Raw genomic sequence first — 15404 nt, 5'->3', positions numbered from 1 at the left:
ACTTGCCATGCATGATGATATTAGTATTCCCTTGCCATCCCTTATCCATCGCATCGGCCGCGAGGCGGCAAAGCGGGCGCAGGCAATGGCGCTAAAGCACGGCTGCGAGCTAAAGCGGGTGCGCCGCTCCCGTAATTGGAGTATCACAGGGCAGGCTATCGCTATTCAAAGCTGCTGTGCCGAGTTAAAAGTTGAGGGCGAGGTTGCCGAATTTGCCTTTATGATCAAAAAGATCGATACCGCCTTACTGCAACACGCCGATAAGCTTGAACCATTGAGTGCGAAATTAATCCGCCTGATTAACGAAAATCCCGCCATTACCTTAGGTGAGCTTATGCAGCAGACCCAATGCAGCATCAGCGAGGCGCGCCTTGCCCGCTTCGAGGCCGAACTCTAGCGCTTTGCTTGTGGGAGTGAGCCGCCTTTGATTTGCATCAACACAGGCGCCTGTTAAAGCGGTCACTATATTAGCCAAATTTTATGAATGGCGGCGTAAACCATGACGGATGCTAGGCTGATCACCCTCTTAAAAATCTGTATTAGCATCGGGCTGTGCCTGATTGCGCTTGGCATTTATCTGCATAACTTTAATGAAAGTGTCGAAGCCATGGGTGTTAAGGGGATTATTATCAGCGCCGTATGCGTTGCCGTTGGCATGGCGTTATCCCTGCCGACCAAGATGTATCTCACTTTTTTACTGGTGAAACGCGAAGCGGATAAGCAAGGCAGTTCTGAGTAACCTTAGCGAAACCTCAGTGAATGTCGCAATAAATCCCACTTTTTGCTTGTTGCTCAAGGCATAAACTCCCGCTGGTGTTTTTTAACATAATTAACCCAAGACTAATGGTCGAAAAACACCGATAATTCCCCCCAGACGATAGCGCCCAAGGGCAATGCTGTGCGGTAACGGATACGATTACCGCGTTTGAGCATATTGAGTGGAAAAATTCTAATGGAAATCAAAGTTAATTTTCTCGACAACCTGAGACTCGAAGCCAAGTTCGACGATTTTACGGTAACGGCCGATCAGCCCATTCGTTATAAGGGCGATGGCTCGGCGCCGAGCCCTTTCGACTACTTCTTAGCTTCTTCGGCGCTGTGTGCGGCCTACTTTGTGAAGGTATATTGTAAATCCCGCGATATTCCGACGGACAATATCCGCCTGTCGCAAAACAATATTGTCGACCCAGAAGATCGCTATAACCAGATTTTCCAGATCAATGTCGAATTGCCCGATGATATTTCGGATAAAGATCGCGAAGGAATTTTGCGCTCTATCGACCGCTGCACAGTAAAAAAAGTAGTGCAGACTGGCCCAGAGTTTAGAATCGAAACCGTTGAAAACCTCGATGCCGACGCCAATGCCATGTTGATGGGTCATCCCGCGGGTGAGAGCAGCACCTATATTTTGGGCAAAGACTTGCCGCTGGAGCAGACCATTGCCAATATGACGGCGATGCTCGCCGATTTGGGGATGAAGATTGAGATCTCCTCATGGCGCAACATTGTGCCCAATGTGTGGTCACTGCATATCCGCGATGCCGCATCGCCCATGTGTTTTACCAATGGTAAAGGCGCAACCAAAGAGAGCGCGCTGTGCTCGGCCCTCGGTGAATTTATTGAGCGTTTAAACAATAACTTCTTCTATAACGATCAATTCTTTGGGGTTGAGATCGCGAGTAGCGAGTTTGTGCATTACCCGAATGAAAAATGGTTTGCCCTCGAGGAAGATGACGCCCTGCCAGCAGGCCTGTTAGATGACTATTGCCTAGAGATTTACAATCCAGATGAGGAGCTGTGTGGCTCGCATCTTATCGACACTAACTCGGGTAATCGTGAACGTGGTATTTGTGCGATTCCTTATACCCGTAAATCTGATGGCGAGACGGTGTACTTTCCATCAAACCTGATTGAAAACCTGTTCTTAAGCAACGGCATGAGCGCGGGTAATAACCTGAAAGAAGCCGAAGTGCAGTGTCTCTCCGAGATCTTCGAGCGCGCGGTGAAACGCCAAATTATCGAGCAAGAAATCGTCCTGCCAGACGTGCCTATGTCGGTGTTAGAAAAATACCCAAGTATTCTTGCGGGCATTAAGGGTTTAGAAGAACAAGGCTTCCCTGTGGTGGTGAAAGACGCCTCACTAGGCGGCCAATTCCCGGTGATGTGCGTGACGCTGATGAACCCGAAAACCGGCGGGGTATTTGCCTCCTTCGGCGCCCACCCAAGCTTTGAAGTGGCATTGGAGCGCAGCCTGACCGAATTACTCCAAGGTCGCAGTTTTGAAGGCTTAAACGATGTGCCAAAACCGACCTTTAATAGCATGGCGGTGAGCGAGCCAGAAAACTTTGTCGAACACTTTATCGACTCAACGGGCGTGATCTCCTGGCGCTTCTTTAGCAGCAAGCATGACTATGAGTTCTGCGAATGGGATTTCTCCGGCACTAACGAAGAGGAAGCGGACCGCTTATTTGGCATTTTAGAAGATCTCGGTAAAGAGGTGTATGTCGCCGAATTTACCCAGTTAGGCGCATCGGCTTGCCGTATTTTAGTGCCTGATTACTCAGAAGTTTATCCAGTTGAAGACCTGATTTGGGATAACACCAACAAAGCGCTGGATTACCGTGAAGATATTCTGAATCTGCATTCCTTAAGCACTAAGCAATTGGTTAATCTTGTGAATCGCTTAGAAGAAAGTCAGCTGGATAACTACACCGATATTCGTACTCTGATTGGTATCGTCTTCGATGAAAACACCGTCTGGGGCAAGTCGACGATTATCGAGCTTAAAATCCTTATTTATCTTGCACTTGGCGCGCATGAAGAGGCGCTGGAATTAGTCGGTGAGTTTTTGCAATTTAACGACAATACTGTGAAGCGCAATCTGTTCTTCCAAGCCATGAGCGCGGTACTGGAAGTGACGCTGGATGAAGACCTTGAACTCGAAGACTTTAGCCATAACTTTACCCGCATGTTTGGCGCGGAAGTCATGGAACAAGTGGTTGGCAGCGTCACAGGTAAAATCCGCTTTAGCGGTTTAACTAAGACCAGCATGCAACTCGAAGGAATTGAGCCGCATTTACGCTTAATCGAAAGCTATAAAAAACTGCACGCCGCCCGCAAGGCCAAAGCGGCGAACTAATAGCTATAGCTAAGAAGTTGATGTGTAGAAAAGCGAACCTAGGTTCGCTTTTTTAATGGCCGTTTGCCACGGATATACAGCCTTAAGCACTATTGGCGATAACGCGGTTTTTGCCATCCCGCTTGGCTTGGTAGAGCGCGGCATCGGCGCGTTTTAGGGTGTCTTCATAGGATTTATCGCTCGCCTCTATGGTGGCGACACCAATACTGACGGTGGCGAAGAGCCCTTTTACGGCGTGTTTTTGTAGTGCTTTGAAGCAGCAATCGCAGAGAAATTCTGCAAACACTATGGCTTGATCGTATTCAACGCCGGGTAGGGCGATGACAAACTCATCCCCACCAAAACGGTAGGCACTGTCGGTTTTGCGGAATTGCTGCTTGCAGGTATCGGCGACGGTCACAATGACATTGTCGCCCGCATGGTGGCCAAGCTGATCATTGATCTGTTTTAGATGATCGAGATCCAGCATTAAGATGGAGGCAGGCACATGGTAGCGACTATAGGTATCGAATAGGAGGTTTAAGTCACGCTCTAATCGGCGACGGTTAAATAGTCCTGTGAGTTGGTCTGTATCGCTTAATTGCCGTAGCTGGACTTCAAGCTGATGGCGTTTGGACATATTACTTGCAACCCAAAGGACGACAGGTTCGTTATCAACAAGAAAATCCAGCGCTTGAACGCGTCCCTCAAACCAGATGGGTTCGGATGGACCTTGATCGGATAAGCCTTTGACATCCTTTTTACTGAGCTCATATTCTTCAATCTGCAATTTACGGCTGATTAATGCTTGTTCAATAATGCTGAGGTAATAATTGGCTTTTTCTTCGTGTAATACGTCACTGATATATAGGCCGACTAATCCACTACCATCATGGTAATAACGATCATCTTTACCGCCAAACACCGCAATATAACGACCACTTTGGGAAAGGATAAACGCTGGATCGGGTAGGGCGTCCAGCACTAAAGCGATTTGCTCAACATTGATCATCAAATCTACTCCCTGACACATTTTATGTGTTCATTATCCTTGCTACTGCAAATGTCATTATTGGCAGTCATTTGGTTTTGAATTTAGCTTTTTTTTGTGGATATTCAAACCTTAAACTTGGGTTCAGCATTGTTAACAATATGATGAATAGTCGACTAGCTTTATCAGTTTAGGTGGTTTTTGTGGTCAAATCCTCGATCTGCAAACAATTAGGGTTAATCCCATTTAGGTGAGAGTGTAAACTTTGGCGCATTAACATTTAAAACGAGGAAATGCCATGCACACGGCAGATGATTTTATTCAGTATTTAGCGCTTGAGCAGCATGTAGAAGGCGGATATTACCGTTCGTCTTATCGCTCCGATTCGGCCTTCGATCCGAGTCGTCAGCTGTGGAGCAGTATTTATTTCTTACTGCGAACGGGTGAAGTGTCGCATTTTCATCGACTCACGGCGGATGAGATGTGGTATTTCCATGCGGGGCAATCGCTGACAATTTATATGATTTCCCCCGAGGGCGAGCTGACCACGGCGCAGTTAGGGCTCGATTTAGCCGCGGGTGAAAGGCCACAGTTTTTGGTGCCTAAGGGCTGTATTTTTGGTTCGGCCATGAATCAAGATGGATTCTCGCTGGTGGGTTGTATGGTATCACCCGGTTTTACCTTCGATGACTTTGAGTTGTTTAGCCAAGAAGCTTTGCTGGCGATGTATCCGCAGCATAAAGAAGTGATCCAAAAATTGAGTCGACCAGAGTCGAAATAGCGCCGTTAGATCATTGCGTTATCATGCAATAGGTTATTCGTTGAATGGATTTAATCGCCGCATGTCTTTTATCTATACATGCGGCTTAGTAAGGATTAACCACGAATAATGTGGGTTACTTGCACCATGGCATCCCGTGCCGATTGGCTGACGCCAGCGAGTTGGAAGAAGCCGTGGATCACCCCTAAATAGCGGCGGCAATGGGCATCGACGCCTGCATCTAATAGGTTACGGAATAGCTGCTCGCCCTCATCTAACAGTGGATCGAACTCGGCGGTAATAATGTGGGTTTCGGGTAAACCTGCTAAATCCTGGCTACGCAGTGGGCTGGCTTCAACGTCGGTTCTGGGATGCCAGTCGAGGTACATATCAAAGCCTGTGAGCAGTGTGTCGCGGGTGATAATGTACTTGTCGCCATTGTCGATATAACTCTGGCTTTTGGCGGTCGCATCCAACATCGGATAGATAAGCACTTGTTTTTTAGGCAACCATTGCCCTTTGGCTTTTAACCGCAGGCAAGTGACTAAGGCTAAATGGCCGCCGGCACTGTCGCCCATCAAGGTGATATTAGTGTTGTCACCGCCCCATTGCTGGCAATGATGCTGTACGAGATTGGCCGCATTGAAGGCATCGTCATGGGCAGCGGGGTACACATGCTCAGGGGCGAGACGATAGCTAACCGCCACCACTAATGCGCCGGAATCATTGGCAATTTTACGCAGTTGCTGATTATGAGTAGCGATGCCACCGCTGACAAAACAACCACCGTGATAGTAAATGACCACGGGTAAATTGTTATCCGCCGAGGGCTTAAACAGGGTTAATTCTATACCCTCAAGGGATAAGGTTTTAACTTCAAACACAGCCTCCGGCTCGCCCGCCAATACTGTGCTGGCAATATAACCTTGGCGACGCTCCTCAAGGCTTTGCTCGCGCACCGAAGGGCAACCTGCGGCGATAAACTCGCTCACTAATTGTTTAATTCCGTCTTCTAAATAGCGTTGGCTCATGTGCAGTTTCCCTGAATATATTCGGTGAGCGTTTATCGCCCCTTGTGGTCGGCAAAGTGTATCGACTCAATCTAGAAAAGGGTAGTGTGTCATGGGTGATTTGCAATTAACGCCATCTATTTCAGTTGATTAGCAGTTATTGATTAACGCTTATTGATTTGTCATTGCTGATGTATTGCGACTCCTATGTATTGAGCTTCGCCCAATGAATACGGTTGCAGGGGCAGGTTTTAGGTTTGATGAAGGATTGAGCACAATCTAAAAATGTAAGAAAATTACCGCTCGCCAGCCTTGGCGTGTTATTGCTATTTCACTTGTCTTCCAGCGGTAAGGATTGGACGTGGCCACATCAGCTAAAACCCTGCAACAACGCATGGGCATTGTCGCCCTCACTTGGCCGATTTTTATCGAAACCTTGCTGCAATCCTTACTCGGGATCAGCGATATTTTTATGCTGAGCCATTATTCCGATAATGCGGTTGCGGCGGTCGGACTCACCACCCAATTGATGTTTTTTATGATGGTGATGTCCATGATGGTCAGCACGGGCGCTAGCATTCTGATCAGCCAAAATAACGGTGCGGGGCGAACCCAACAGGCGACCGATATTGGTGTCGCCAGCGTGGCCTTAAGTTTAGGTTTAGCAGTGGTGATGGGCGCTGCGATGTTTTTCAGTGCCCACGGCATTATCGGTTTATTTGCGCTAGAGCCTAAGGTTGCGGGCTATGGTTACGATTATCTGCTGATCTGCGGCAGTTTAAGTATCGGGCTGGTGATGAACATTGCCTTTGCCGCCATCTTACGTAGTTACGGTTTTACCCGCTCGGCTATGTTGGTCACATTGAGCACGGGATTGATGAATGTGCTCGGTAACTATATTGCCCTCTATTCTCCCTTTGGTTTGCCAGTTTATGGGGTAACTGGGGTGGCGATTTCGACTGTGACCAGCCAGATGATCGGTGCCTTGATTATGCGGGCGGTGATCCGCAGTAAGCGTATTCCGCTACCAATGCAACGACTTAAGTTATTGCCGCGCAGCACCTATTGGAGCGTTATGCGCATTGGTTTGCTTAATGCGGGCGAAATGCTGTCCTACAATGTGGCGCAGATGACCATCATCTATTTTATCAGCCAGATGGGCACCTTATCGTTAACGGCTTATACCTATGGCTTGAATATCAGTCGCTTTATTTACTGTTTTTCGGTGGCATTGGGGCAGGCGGCGCAAATCCAAACCGGTTACTACGTCGGTAAACAATGGTTTGATGAGATCACTGTGCGGGTGCAAAAGTATTGCTTAGTAGGCTTTATAGTCTCCCTTGCCATAGTGTTAACCTTTTATTGGCAGCGTTTTACCATTGTGGGTTGGTTGAGTGAAAATCCTGAAGTGATTGAACTTACTGCACTTCTGCTATTGGGCTCTATCGCGCTGGAAACCGGCCGAGTCTTCAATCTGGTGATTATTTCGGCATTAAAAGGCGCGGGGGATGTGGCGTTTCCGGTGCGCGTGGGCCTGTTTAGCATGTGGGGCATTGGCGTACTGTTAGCTTGGTTCTTTGGGCTGCATTTAGGTTATGGCGTACTTGCCGCTTGGCTTGCCGTTGCGGCCGACGAGTGGGTGCGAGGCTTGATTATGGTACACCGTTGGCGCTCGGGTCGCTGGCAGCGTTTTACGCGTATTCCGCCAGCAACCTCAGCTTAAATCGTTCTGATAATAAAAGGTCAACCCTTATTGGTTGCCCCATTTGCCCGATTTCAGCAGTTCATTTTTAAATTGCAGATACCTTGGGTGCCCTGCATCGGTTTCGATTTCCATTGTGCTGTAGGAGGCAAAAAGCGCACCGGGAATTTGGTAACCTCGCGTCAACACATCCTCTAATGAGGGCATAAAACATTCTTTAATCGGGTCAAAATGGATTTTATAACTGGCATAGCCGCGCTTAACAAAACGCTCGGTGGTATCTGTAAATAGCTGTCCAAATGGAGTGTCGAGCGTCTCCGGTGTGGAGTAATAAAAGCCTTGTCCGTACCAGTAGAGTAATAAGGCGGTACCTGCATCGCAGAGTGGATGTTCGATAATCGCTCTGATCATATCGGGATCATGGTCATCCCAATTCAAGTTGCCCGCGACAAAATGCAATTCCTCCATACTTTGTAAGTCACTGATACAGGTGATTTGTGGCGCCGCTTTGCCAAAGTAGGCGCTGTATTCATGTAAAGCGTCATAATCGGGATCGGCAAGCAATTTGGCGAGTTGTTGCTGATTGGCAATACAGCCTAATTCGGCGCATTCATAGGCGCGAATAAATTGTTCTTGGGTTAATAACTTGGCCACGTGCTTCCTTAGGAATGTTGAAATAACCGCACTCGCCAGCTCTGCGAGAGCTGGCGAGGAATTGGAGAGTCTTAGGCGTTAAGCTTGCTGTTGCAGCAGGGTACGGCACAGCTTGATAAAGTCAGAAGAAGTCACAATCCCCAATACTTTCTTATCGTTATCGACTACGGGTAAGCAACCGAGTTTATTATCGATAAAGTATTCTACCACCACGGTTAAGGGTTCATCCGCAGTTAACTGCTGGCAGTCTTTGTCCATCACAGTCGCTATGGGGGTATAGCGTTCTTTGCGATCGAGCGCGCCTTGGCCGTATTTATTCAACATAGACAATACGCTGGCGATCATCTTTTTGTGGGTAAGAATACCGACTAAGGTGCCGTCGGTTTCAGAAATAACAGGTAAATGGCGCACGCTGCGGGTTTGCATTAAATGGTGGGCATCTTTAAGGCTCGCACCATCGCTGATGCAGATGACCTCTGTGCTCATAATATCGCTGACTTTCATCCTAAATTCCTTTTTTAACAATGCTCTGGTTTGACTCAGCATGAGCCAAAATCTGAGCGATTTGCCTCTTATTCGATGTTAGCAGCTTCATTGCGCCTTATGCCAGTATTGTACAAATAAAGTACGCTATTCAGTATAAGGCTATGAATTAAAAGAAATCATAAAAGGCTGACAAAGATGTCACAAATGTGTAACAGTGATGTCTCACAATCGGGGCCTCATTAGACCTCATACCAGTGAACCCTCATCTTAGAAAGGAATAATAATAATGAAACGAACCGTGACTCGTCGTGATTTTTTAGCCATGTCAGCCAAAGGTATTGGTGCCGCAGTGATTTCCTACGGCCTAATGGGGTGTAGTGACAGTAATGATGATAACTCTGTGCCCGCACAGTTTTTACATGGGGTTGCCAGTGGTGACCCCGCGCAGGATGCGGTGATCCTTTGGACCCGCGTGACGCCGGATTCTGCGGGGGATGTTAAAGTCAGCTGGCAAGTCGCCAGTGATGCAGCGTTCTCCCAATTAGTGACCACGGGGGAGATGGTCACTAATGCTAATCGTGATTACACCGTTAAAGTTGATGCCCGTGGTTTACGTGCGGGACAAACCTATTTCTACCGCTTTATGACGGCTGATAAAACCTCTGTCGTGGGCAAAACCCGCACTTTACCCGAGGGAGAGGTGAGTTCAGTCAAGTTAGCCGTGATGTCCTGCGCTAACTTTCCTGCGGGTTATTTTAACGTGTATGAACTGGCAGCGGCGCAGGATGACCTCGATGCCGTGGTGCATCTTGGGGATTATATTTACGAATATGCCCGTGGTGGTTATGCCAGCGAACATGCGGCAGAGCTTGGCCGTGAAGTGTTACCCGCCAATGAGCTACTAACACTTAGCGATTATCGTACCCGTTACGCCCAATACCATACCGATGCCAGCCTGCAAAAACTGCATGCTAAAGTGCCTTTTATTACGGTATGGGACGACCACGAAGTAGCAAACGATACTTGGCGTGATGGCGCTGAGAATCATAACGAAGGCGAAGGAACTTTTGCGGCACGCAAAGAAGCGGCGTTGCAGGCTTATTTTGAATGGCTGCCGATTCGCCCATGGCGTGAGGGTAACCATGAGGAGATTTACCGTAGCTTTAGTTACGGTAATCTAGTCGACTTACATATGCTCGATACGCGTGTGTTAGCCCGTGATAAGCAGCTCGACTATGCCGACTATATGGATGCCAGCACGGGCGCCTTCGATGGCGAGCGTTTCCGCGCCGATGTGACATCGACCTCTCGCACCATGTTGGGTTTAACCCAATTACTCTGGTTACAGGGCACCTTATTGCAAGCCACGGGTACTTGGCAGGTGTTGGGTCAGCAGATCCTCATGGGCAAAATGTCTCTACCTGCCGCGATTGCCACCCAGCAAATGAGCATTCCACAATACGCCATGCTTGGTGCGCTGGCGAAGTTAGCGGCCCGCGCAGCGGCAAATGATCCAACCTTAACGGCGGCAGAATTACAGTATTTACAGGCCAACCAAGCTTTGTTAACGCCAGAGGTGATTGCCCTGCTGCAACTGCCATCTATTCCTTATAATTTGGATGCATGGGACGGTTATGCCTATGAAAGAGAAGTGATTTTAGGCACGGCTAAATCGAAAAATCACAACCTAGTGGTGATCGCCGGTGACACCCATAACGCGTGGGCGAATGAGCTTAAAGACGTTAACGGTAATAGTGTTGGGGTGGAGTTTGCCACAAGCTCAGTATCATCCCCTGGATTGGAATACTATTTAAATCTGCCTGTGGAGCAGATCCCCGCAACCGAGGCGGCAATTGTCGAGTTGGTGCCGGATCTGAAATACACCAACCTCAAAGATCGCGGTTTTATGACCTTAACCTTCACTAAGGAAGCGGTGCGTAGCGACTGGCATTATGTCAGCACGATTCTGGCGAAGGAGTTTGAAGAGTCGACCAGCCGTAGCTACAGCGCCATGACTAAGGTCGGTGAACATATTATCAACCCAGTGAGCTAACTTAAGCGCCAAACTTAAGCTCCATCCTTTGCGCTGAGCTTGTGCTCGTTCCTTGTTGGCCACCTTTGGGTGGCCTTTTTTTTGCGCGTTTTTGTTAGTTCTGTCCTAAAAATGCAAAATAAACCGCAGTTAATCTACAACTTATTACTATTACTGCAGCACGGTGGTTTTTTTTGGTATAAAATTCGCTCCCAAAATTCGGCGGCTGCCTACACTTGCTAGGACTCTTATAAAGAGAATGCTGTTCTCGTGTTTTGGACGCCGAACAGACCTTACTAGGTAAAAAGCTACGCTTTGCCGCCTAAAATCAATAATTAAGATGGGGATCGGTGTCATGTCAGAAAAATATTTCGTTACCGCACAGCAACTGCTCGAAGATTCATTTCTATTAGCTTCACAGGTTTATGAGAGTGGATTCCGTCCGCAGTTTATCGTGGGTATTTGGCGTGGCGGTGCTCCAATCGGGATCGCGGTACAAGAGTTTTTCGACTTTAAGAAGGTTGAAACCGACCATATCGCTGTGCGTACCTCGTCTTACTACGGTATTGGTACCGACAAGCAAAGCAAAGAAATCAAAGTACATGGTCTGCATTACATTGTTGAAAATGCCAATGCTAGCGATAGCTTACTGATTGTGGACGATGTGTTTGACTCTGGCCGCAGTATCCATGCGCTGAAGGAAAAGTTAAGCCAACTGATGCGTTTAAACATGCCGCAGGACATTCGTATCGCTTGCCCTTATTACAAGCCAAAGAATACCGCTGTGCCTTTAAAGCCTGATTACTATATCCATGCCTCTGAAGACTGGTTAGTGTTCCCACATGAAGTGACGGGTTTAACGCCGGAAGAAATTGCCGAAGGTAAGGGCGATTTAAAAAATATTCAGCATCTTTTTAAGTAAAAAGAATCTGTTAATAAAAAGCGTTAGCAGTTTTTGCTAACGCTTTTTTGTTTCTCGGTTTTGAAATAGCGCCTATTGTTTTGGCCTATAAATCCATGCAGTTGGCATAGTAAGTCACAGTCGCTGGCCAGTCCGAAAACACGCCAATCACGCCCACATCTTTAGCTAACACATCGAGTAGTTCGTAGGTATCGCCCTCATTATCAATGGCATCGGTAATACTTTGATAATAAAAGCCGCCACCATTTTTTAATAAACCAGAACGTTCCAGCGACCATGTGGTGATCTTAAGTCCCGAGGCTTTCGCAGCCTTAGCGTATTCCGATGGAATGATTTTTTTATCCGCATCTAAGGCGACTAAAACCCAGAGTGGCGGCGCGATAATTTCGACGCCTTGGGTCTTTAAATCCGCCATTGAGGGTGACCAAGTCGCTGGATTTTGCGGATCGAAGGCGTTGTTATAATCGTACCTGTCATCGAGAAATACTGCCTGTTTAGCAAATTCAGGCGCGTTGGCGACCCAATATTTAATGTCATCCAAAATAAAGGATTGAGGAAAAACCTGTGAGGCATCGACGCCTGCTGCTGTATATTCATCGAGCATTTTCTGGGCGTACTGCTGCTGAGTAAAACCATCGAAGGGCATAGCTACGCTCGCGGCTTTTAGCTCGGGCGTCATTTTTACACCAGCTTTTTTAAACATCTCAATGCTTTCGGCGTGGGTCATTAGGGTGCCATTGCCAGCATATAAATCCGTGCGCCACTTAGGCGTACCATTCATAAACTCCTCGACAGTGGTGGCCTTGGGATTCTCGCCCTCCATCTTACCCTTTAAGGTTTTAAACTCGGCAAGGGTGATATCACTGGTACAGCAGGTTGCTGTGGCGGCAATGCCATTGGACGGATCGGCGGGCGTAAAAGGCACAGAGCATTTATTGGCAAGTTCGGGAATGGCCAAAATATTGGTCGTGCTGGCGAGATCGCACTGAGAGTGGCGGCAGACTAAGGCTTTATCGGCGGTAAAGGTCACATCACACTCGACGATACCCGCGCCGGAATCAATAGCCGCTTGGTAGGATTCTTTGGTGTGTTCAGGAAACTGCATCGCCGCGCCGCGATGACCGATGGAAAAATCACTACGGTAGAAATGATCGGTTTCGCACTGGGCTAAGCGGGTCTTTAAGCTGCTGTCTTGCATCTGGCGCACCAGAAACAGCGGCCGCTCACCCACTTGGGCCGCAACCATTTGAGTGGTGGGTGCTGTGGTCTCGTTATCTTTAGTATCACTGTTGCAGCCAGCAAGCAGAGCTGTTGTGGCAAATAGCATGTAGCGTGTTATTGGAGAGGTTTTCATCATCTTTCCTAGATTGAGTTTTTGTGAATGGATTCACCTCACACTCTAAAATGGCTAGATGACTAAATATGTTCAGTTTTATGATCAAAACAAGAAAAGTTACCGTTTGCCCGCCGCTTTTACGCTAGCTTGATACTGAGCTTAGGACTAAGATTAGGGCGAAAAATCATCTAGCATGTCGCGTTACTTTTGGGATTATTACGGCTATTTGAAAGTGCTAAGCATGAAAATTTTCTCGCAAGCGATCTTTCTGTGCCGAAATCAAGTAAACTGCGCTCCTTTTGTTTTATGATGGCGTTTGTATCGCTTGATAAGACAAACGTGGCAAGCATCATTTAGGAAATAGAGCAGAATGAGCAAGGGTAAAAAATACGATTTTCGCGTCACTCAAGCTGAAAATGGTTGGAAGACGGAAATCACTCGTCGTATGACGTCGACTAAGACGGTTGTGTCGAAAAGCCATGATGGTTTTGCGACTGAGGCCGAGGCACAAGCTTGGGGTCAAGCCGAGCTGCAAGTGTTTTTAGGCACACTGGTTGAGCGTAATAAGCGTCGCTCAGAGAAACAAGCTAAGGCTAAATTAGCGGCTGCATTAGCAGCGGAAGCGGCAACTGACGCCGATGATTTTGATGATGAAGACGAGTTCGGCGAAGAATAAATCGCAGAAGAAATCTCGGAACAAAAGTCTCGAAGGCAAGCTGGCTTGTGAGCCAATCTGCATTCAACAAAAAGCGGACCCAAGGTCCGCTTTTTGTTATGCCATCTTAAGGTGTTCCCCTAAGTAGCTGTTAGGCAATGGAATTATCCTTGAATTTTAAAGCTACCTTGCATAATCGCCCAGTGACCTGGGAAGCTGCAAAAGAATTGGTAAGCTTCAGTTGGGCTCATGCCCGCAGTACTAAATTTTATCGAAGTAGATTCACCGCCACCCACTAACGCAGTGTGAGCAATAACACGGGTATCACCGGCTTTAACATAAGCTGCATCGGCACCAGCACTCATTCCATCGGTCGCAACGGCAGACATATCTGCGGCTTTAGTTAATACCCAGTTGTGGCCCATAGCGGCTTTGGGCAGGGTACCAGTGTGCGTTAGGGTCAGTGTGACTTCTTTACAGGTAGCAGGAACAGATAGCTCTTTAGTGTCAAATTGCATTGCGTCAGTCGCAGCAATCTTGAGTTCACATTCGTTAGCACTCGCTTGGCTGGCGACGAATAATCCTAGACCGAGTAGGCTTGCGCTAGTCATGTTACGGAAAGTGGTGCTTTTCGCTTTCATCTGGTACTTCCTTATTCTGAACAAGGTGGATCGAGCCGTTTGACTCGAGTATGCGCTGCTCAGCATAGGTTGAATTCATTAAATGGGAATGAATTCGGTATGTAAATTATGTATATACAACTTTTGATTGAAAGAGATTGAGTGCGACAATTTGCCGCACTCATCAGGCATTAACGCGGCACTTCGTTGCGGTAGGGAATGGCGCGTTGTGCGCCTTCACGGGTAACCGTAATCGCCGATGCCGCATTGGCAAAGCCGACGGCGGCGGCAATCGACATACCTTCACTTAAGCCGACAACCAGTGCACCGTTGAAGGTATCACCAGCGGCGACTGTATCTATGGCTTGTACTTCAAGTGCCGGAATTAGCCCGGTAAAGCCTGCGCTACTGATAAATGCACCTTTGCTGCCTAAGGTGATCACTACCGTCGCAATCCCCTGTTGATGTAGCCATTGGGCGGCGAGTTTGGCATCTTCCTCATGCTTGACCTCTATACCCGTTAAGGCTTCGGCCTCGGTTTCATTGGGAGTAATAATGTCGACCCATTTGAGGTAGTCCAGCTCCTGAGTGGCCGCTGGCGCAGGATTAAGCACAGTGGTGATACCAAGACGTTTGGCCATTTGCAGTGCATTACTCACCGTCTCAGTGGGTGTTTCGAGTTGGATCAGTAGGTATTGCGCATTGGCAAACAGGGCGTAATGTTTTTCTAACTCGGCAGGGCTGAGGTGGGCATTAGCCCCAGCGGCAATCCCAATCGTGTTTTCGCCATTTTCAGCGATAAAAATCATCGCTGTACCTGTACTCATATTGGCAACTTGAGTGATGCCATCAGCTTGTATACCGTCCTTGAGCCAACTATTGCGCATTTCATTACCGATACCGTCTTGGCCTACATAGCAAATAAAATCCACACGAGAATCGGGCAGACACAGGCGAGCGCAAGCGACGGCCTGATTTGCGCCCTTGCCACCATGTTCTAGCCGATAACTTCGGCTTTTTAGGGTTTGTCCGGGAGCGGGCAAATACTCAAAATTCATGACATGATCGGCGTTGGCACTGCCGATAACAAGAATATGGCTCATGGAAGGTTCACCTTA

At 47.8% G+C, this 15404-nt stretch carries 15 protein-coding genes; 8 read left to right on the top strand and 7 right to left on the bottom strand.

Annotation, left to right across the window (positions count from 1 at the left end; translation table 11 throughout):
• Positions 1 to 7 precede the first annotated feature (7 nt).
• From KXJ80_RS20110 to KXJ80_RS20100, 3 genes are all read left to right on the top strand, one after another.
• On the top strand, positions 8 to 397 hold the full coding sequence (locus tag KXJ80_RS20110) for a ribosome recycling factor family protein (protein ID WP_218737427.1): 390 nt from the start codon (positions 8 to 10) through the stop codon (positions 395 to 397).
• A gap of 102 nt (positions 398 to 499) precedes the next feature.
• On the top strand, positions 500 to 739 hold the full coding sequence (locus KXJ80_RS20105) for a hypothetical protein (protein ID WP_172588978.1): 240 nt from the start codon (positions 500 to 502) through the stop codon (positions 737 to 739).
• Between the two features lie 213 nt (positions 740 to 952).
• Positions 953 to 3139 (top strand): OsmC domain/YcaO domain-containing protein, encoded by a 2187-nt coding sequence (locus tag KXJ80_RS20100; protein ID WP_218737426.1) that lies wholly within the window; start codon positions 953 to 955, stop codon positions 3137 to 3139.
• Positions 3140 to 3221: 82 nt separating this feature from the next.
• Here the strand turns inward: KXJ80_RS20100 and KXJ80_RS20095 are convergent, their stop codons facing one another.
• On the bottom strand, positions 3222 to 4130 hold the full coding sequence (locus tag KXJ80_RS20095; protein ID WP_218737945.1) for a sensor domain-containing diguanylate cyclase: 909 nt from the start codon (positions 4128 to 4130) through the stop codon (positions 3222 to 3224).
• A gap of 277 nt (positions 4131 to 4407) precedes the next feature.
• On the opposite strand from KXJ80_RS20095, the gene KXJ80_RS20090 reads away from it, so the two are divergent.
• Positions 4408 to 4890 (top strand): cupin domain-containing protein, encoded by a 483-nt coding sequence (locus KXJ80_RS20090; protein ID WP_218737425.1) that lies wholly within the window; start codon positions 4408 to 4410, stop codon positions 4888 to 4890.
• A gap of 95 nt (positions 4891 to 4985) precedes the next feature.
• Here the strand turns inward: KXJ80_RS20090 and KXJ80_RS20085 are convergent, their stop codons facing one another.
• Positions 4986 to 5900, bottom strand: a complete 915-nt coding sequence (locus tag KXJ80_RS20085) for an alpha/beta hydrolase (protein ID WP_037414376.1) — start codon at positions 5898 to 5900, stop codon at positions 4986 to 4988.
• 340 nt (positions 5901 to 6240) lie between these two features.
• Here KXJ80_RS20085 and KXJ80_RS20080 point away from each other — a divergent pair, with 340 nt between their 5' ends.
• The gene (locus tag KXJ80_RS20080) at positions 6241 to 7602 is read left to right on the top strand and encodes an MATE family efflux transporter (protein ID WP_037414378.1); all 1362 of its coding nucleotides are present in this window, start codon (positions 6241 to 6243) and stop codon (positions 7600 to 7602) included.
• A 27-nt stretch (positions 7603 to 7629) separates the two neighbouring features.
• Here KXJ80_RS20080 and KXJ80_RS20075 read toward each other — a convergent pair whose 3' ends face one another.
• Together KXJ80_RS20075 and KXJ80_RS20070 are read right to left on the bottom strand one after the other, a co-directional pair.
• The gene (locus KXJ80_RS20075) at positions 7630 to 8235 is read right to left on the bottom strand and encodes a DUF4274 domain-containing protein (RefSeq protein ID WP_037414380.1); all 606 of its coding nucleotides are present in this window, start codon (positions 8233 to 8235) and stop codon (positions 7630 to 7632) included.
• A 78-nt stretch (positions 8236 to 8313) separates the two neighbouring features.
• On the bottom strand, positions 8314 to 8739 hold the full coding sequence (locus KXJ80_RS20070; RefSeq protein WP_099456992.1) for a CBS domain-containing protein: 426 nt from the start codon (positions 8737 to 8739) through the stop codon (positions 8314 to 8316).
• Positions 8740 to 9007: 268 nt separating this feature from the next.
• On the opposite strand from KXJ80_RS20070, the gene KXJ80_RS20065 reads away from it, so the two are divergent.
• A complete protein-coding gene (locus KXJ80_RS20065; RefSeq protein WP_037414384.1) occupies positions 9008 to 10774 on the top strand; it encodes an alkaline phosphatase D family protein in 1767 nt (588 codons plus the stop codon).
• A gap of 334 nt (positions 10775 to 11108) precedes the next feature.
• Positions 11109 to 11675, top strand: coding sequence for a phosphoribosyltransferase (locus KXJ80_RS20060; protein WP_011624046.1), 567 nt, complete (start codon positions 11109 to 11111; stop codon positions 11673 to 11675).
• Positions 11676 to 11760: 85 nt separating this feature from the next.
• Here the strand turns inward: KXJ80_RS20060 and KXJ80_RS20055 are convergent, their stop codons facing one another.
• A complete protein-coding gene (locus tag KXJ80_RS20055) occupies positions 11761 to 13029 on the bottom strand; it encodes a glycerophosphodiester phosphodiesterase family protein (RefSeq protein WP_099456991.1) in 1269 nt (422 codons plus the stop codon).
• Between the two features lie 352 nt (positions 13030 to 13381).
• Here KXJ80_RS20055 and KXJ80_RS20050 point away from each other — a divergent pair, with 352 nt between their 5' ends.
• A complete protein-coding gene (locus tag KXJ80_RS20050) occupies positions 13382 to 13687 on the top strand; it encodes a DUF3622 domain-containing protein (RefSeq protein WP_037414426.1) in 306 nt (101 codons plus the stop codon).
• Between the two features lie 143 nt (positions 13688 to 13830).
• Here the strand turns inward: KXJ80_RS20050 and azu are convergent, their stop codons facing one another.
• A complete protein-coding gene (gene azu / locus KXJ80_RS20045; RefSeq protein ID WP_055648145.1) occupies positions 13831 to 14307 on the bottom strand; it encodes an azurin in 477 nt (158 codons plus the stop codon).
• A gap of 170 nt (positions 14308 to 14477) precedes the next feature.
• On the bottom strand, positions 14478 to 15389 hold the full coding sequence (gene rbsK, locus KXJ80_RS20040) for a ribokinase (RefSeq protein ID WP_088586123.1): 912 nt from the start codon (positions 15387 to 15389) through the stop codon (positions 14478 to 14480).
• Positions 15390 to 15404: the final 15 nt, after the last annotated feature.

This window comes from Shewanella xiamenensis, from assembly GCF_024971755.1.
GTDB classification, from domain to species: domain Bacteria; phylum Pseudomonadota; class Gammaproteobacteria; order Enterobacterales; family Shewanellaceae; genus Shewanella; species Shewanella xiamenensis.
The sequence above is the reverse complement of the archived record's forward strand: the minus strand, read 5'-3'. Positions and strand labels throughout refer to the sequence as shown.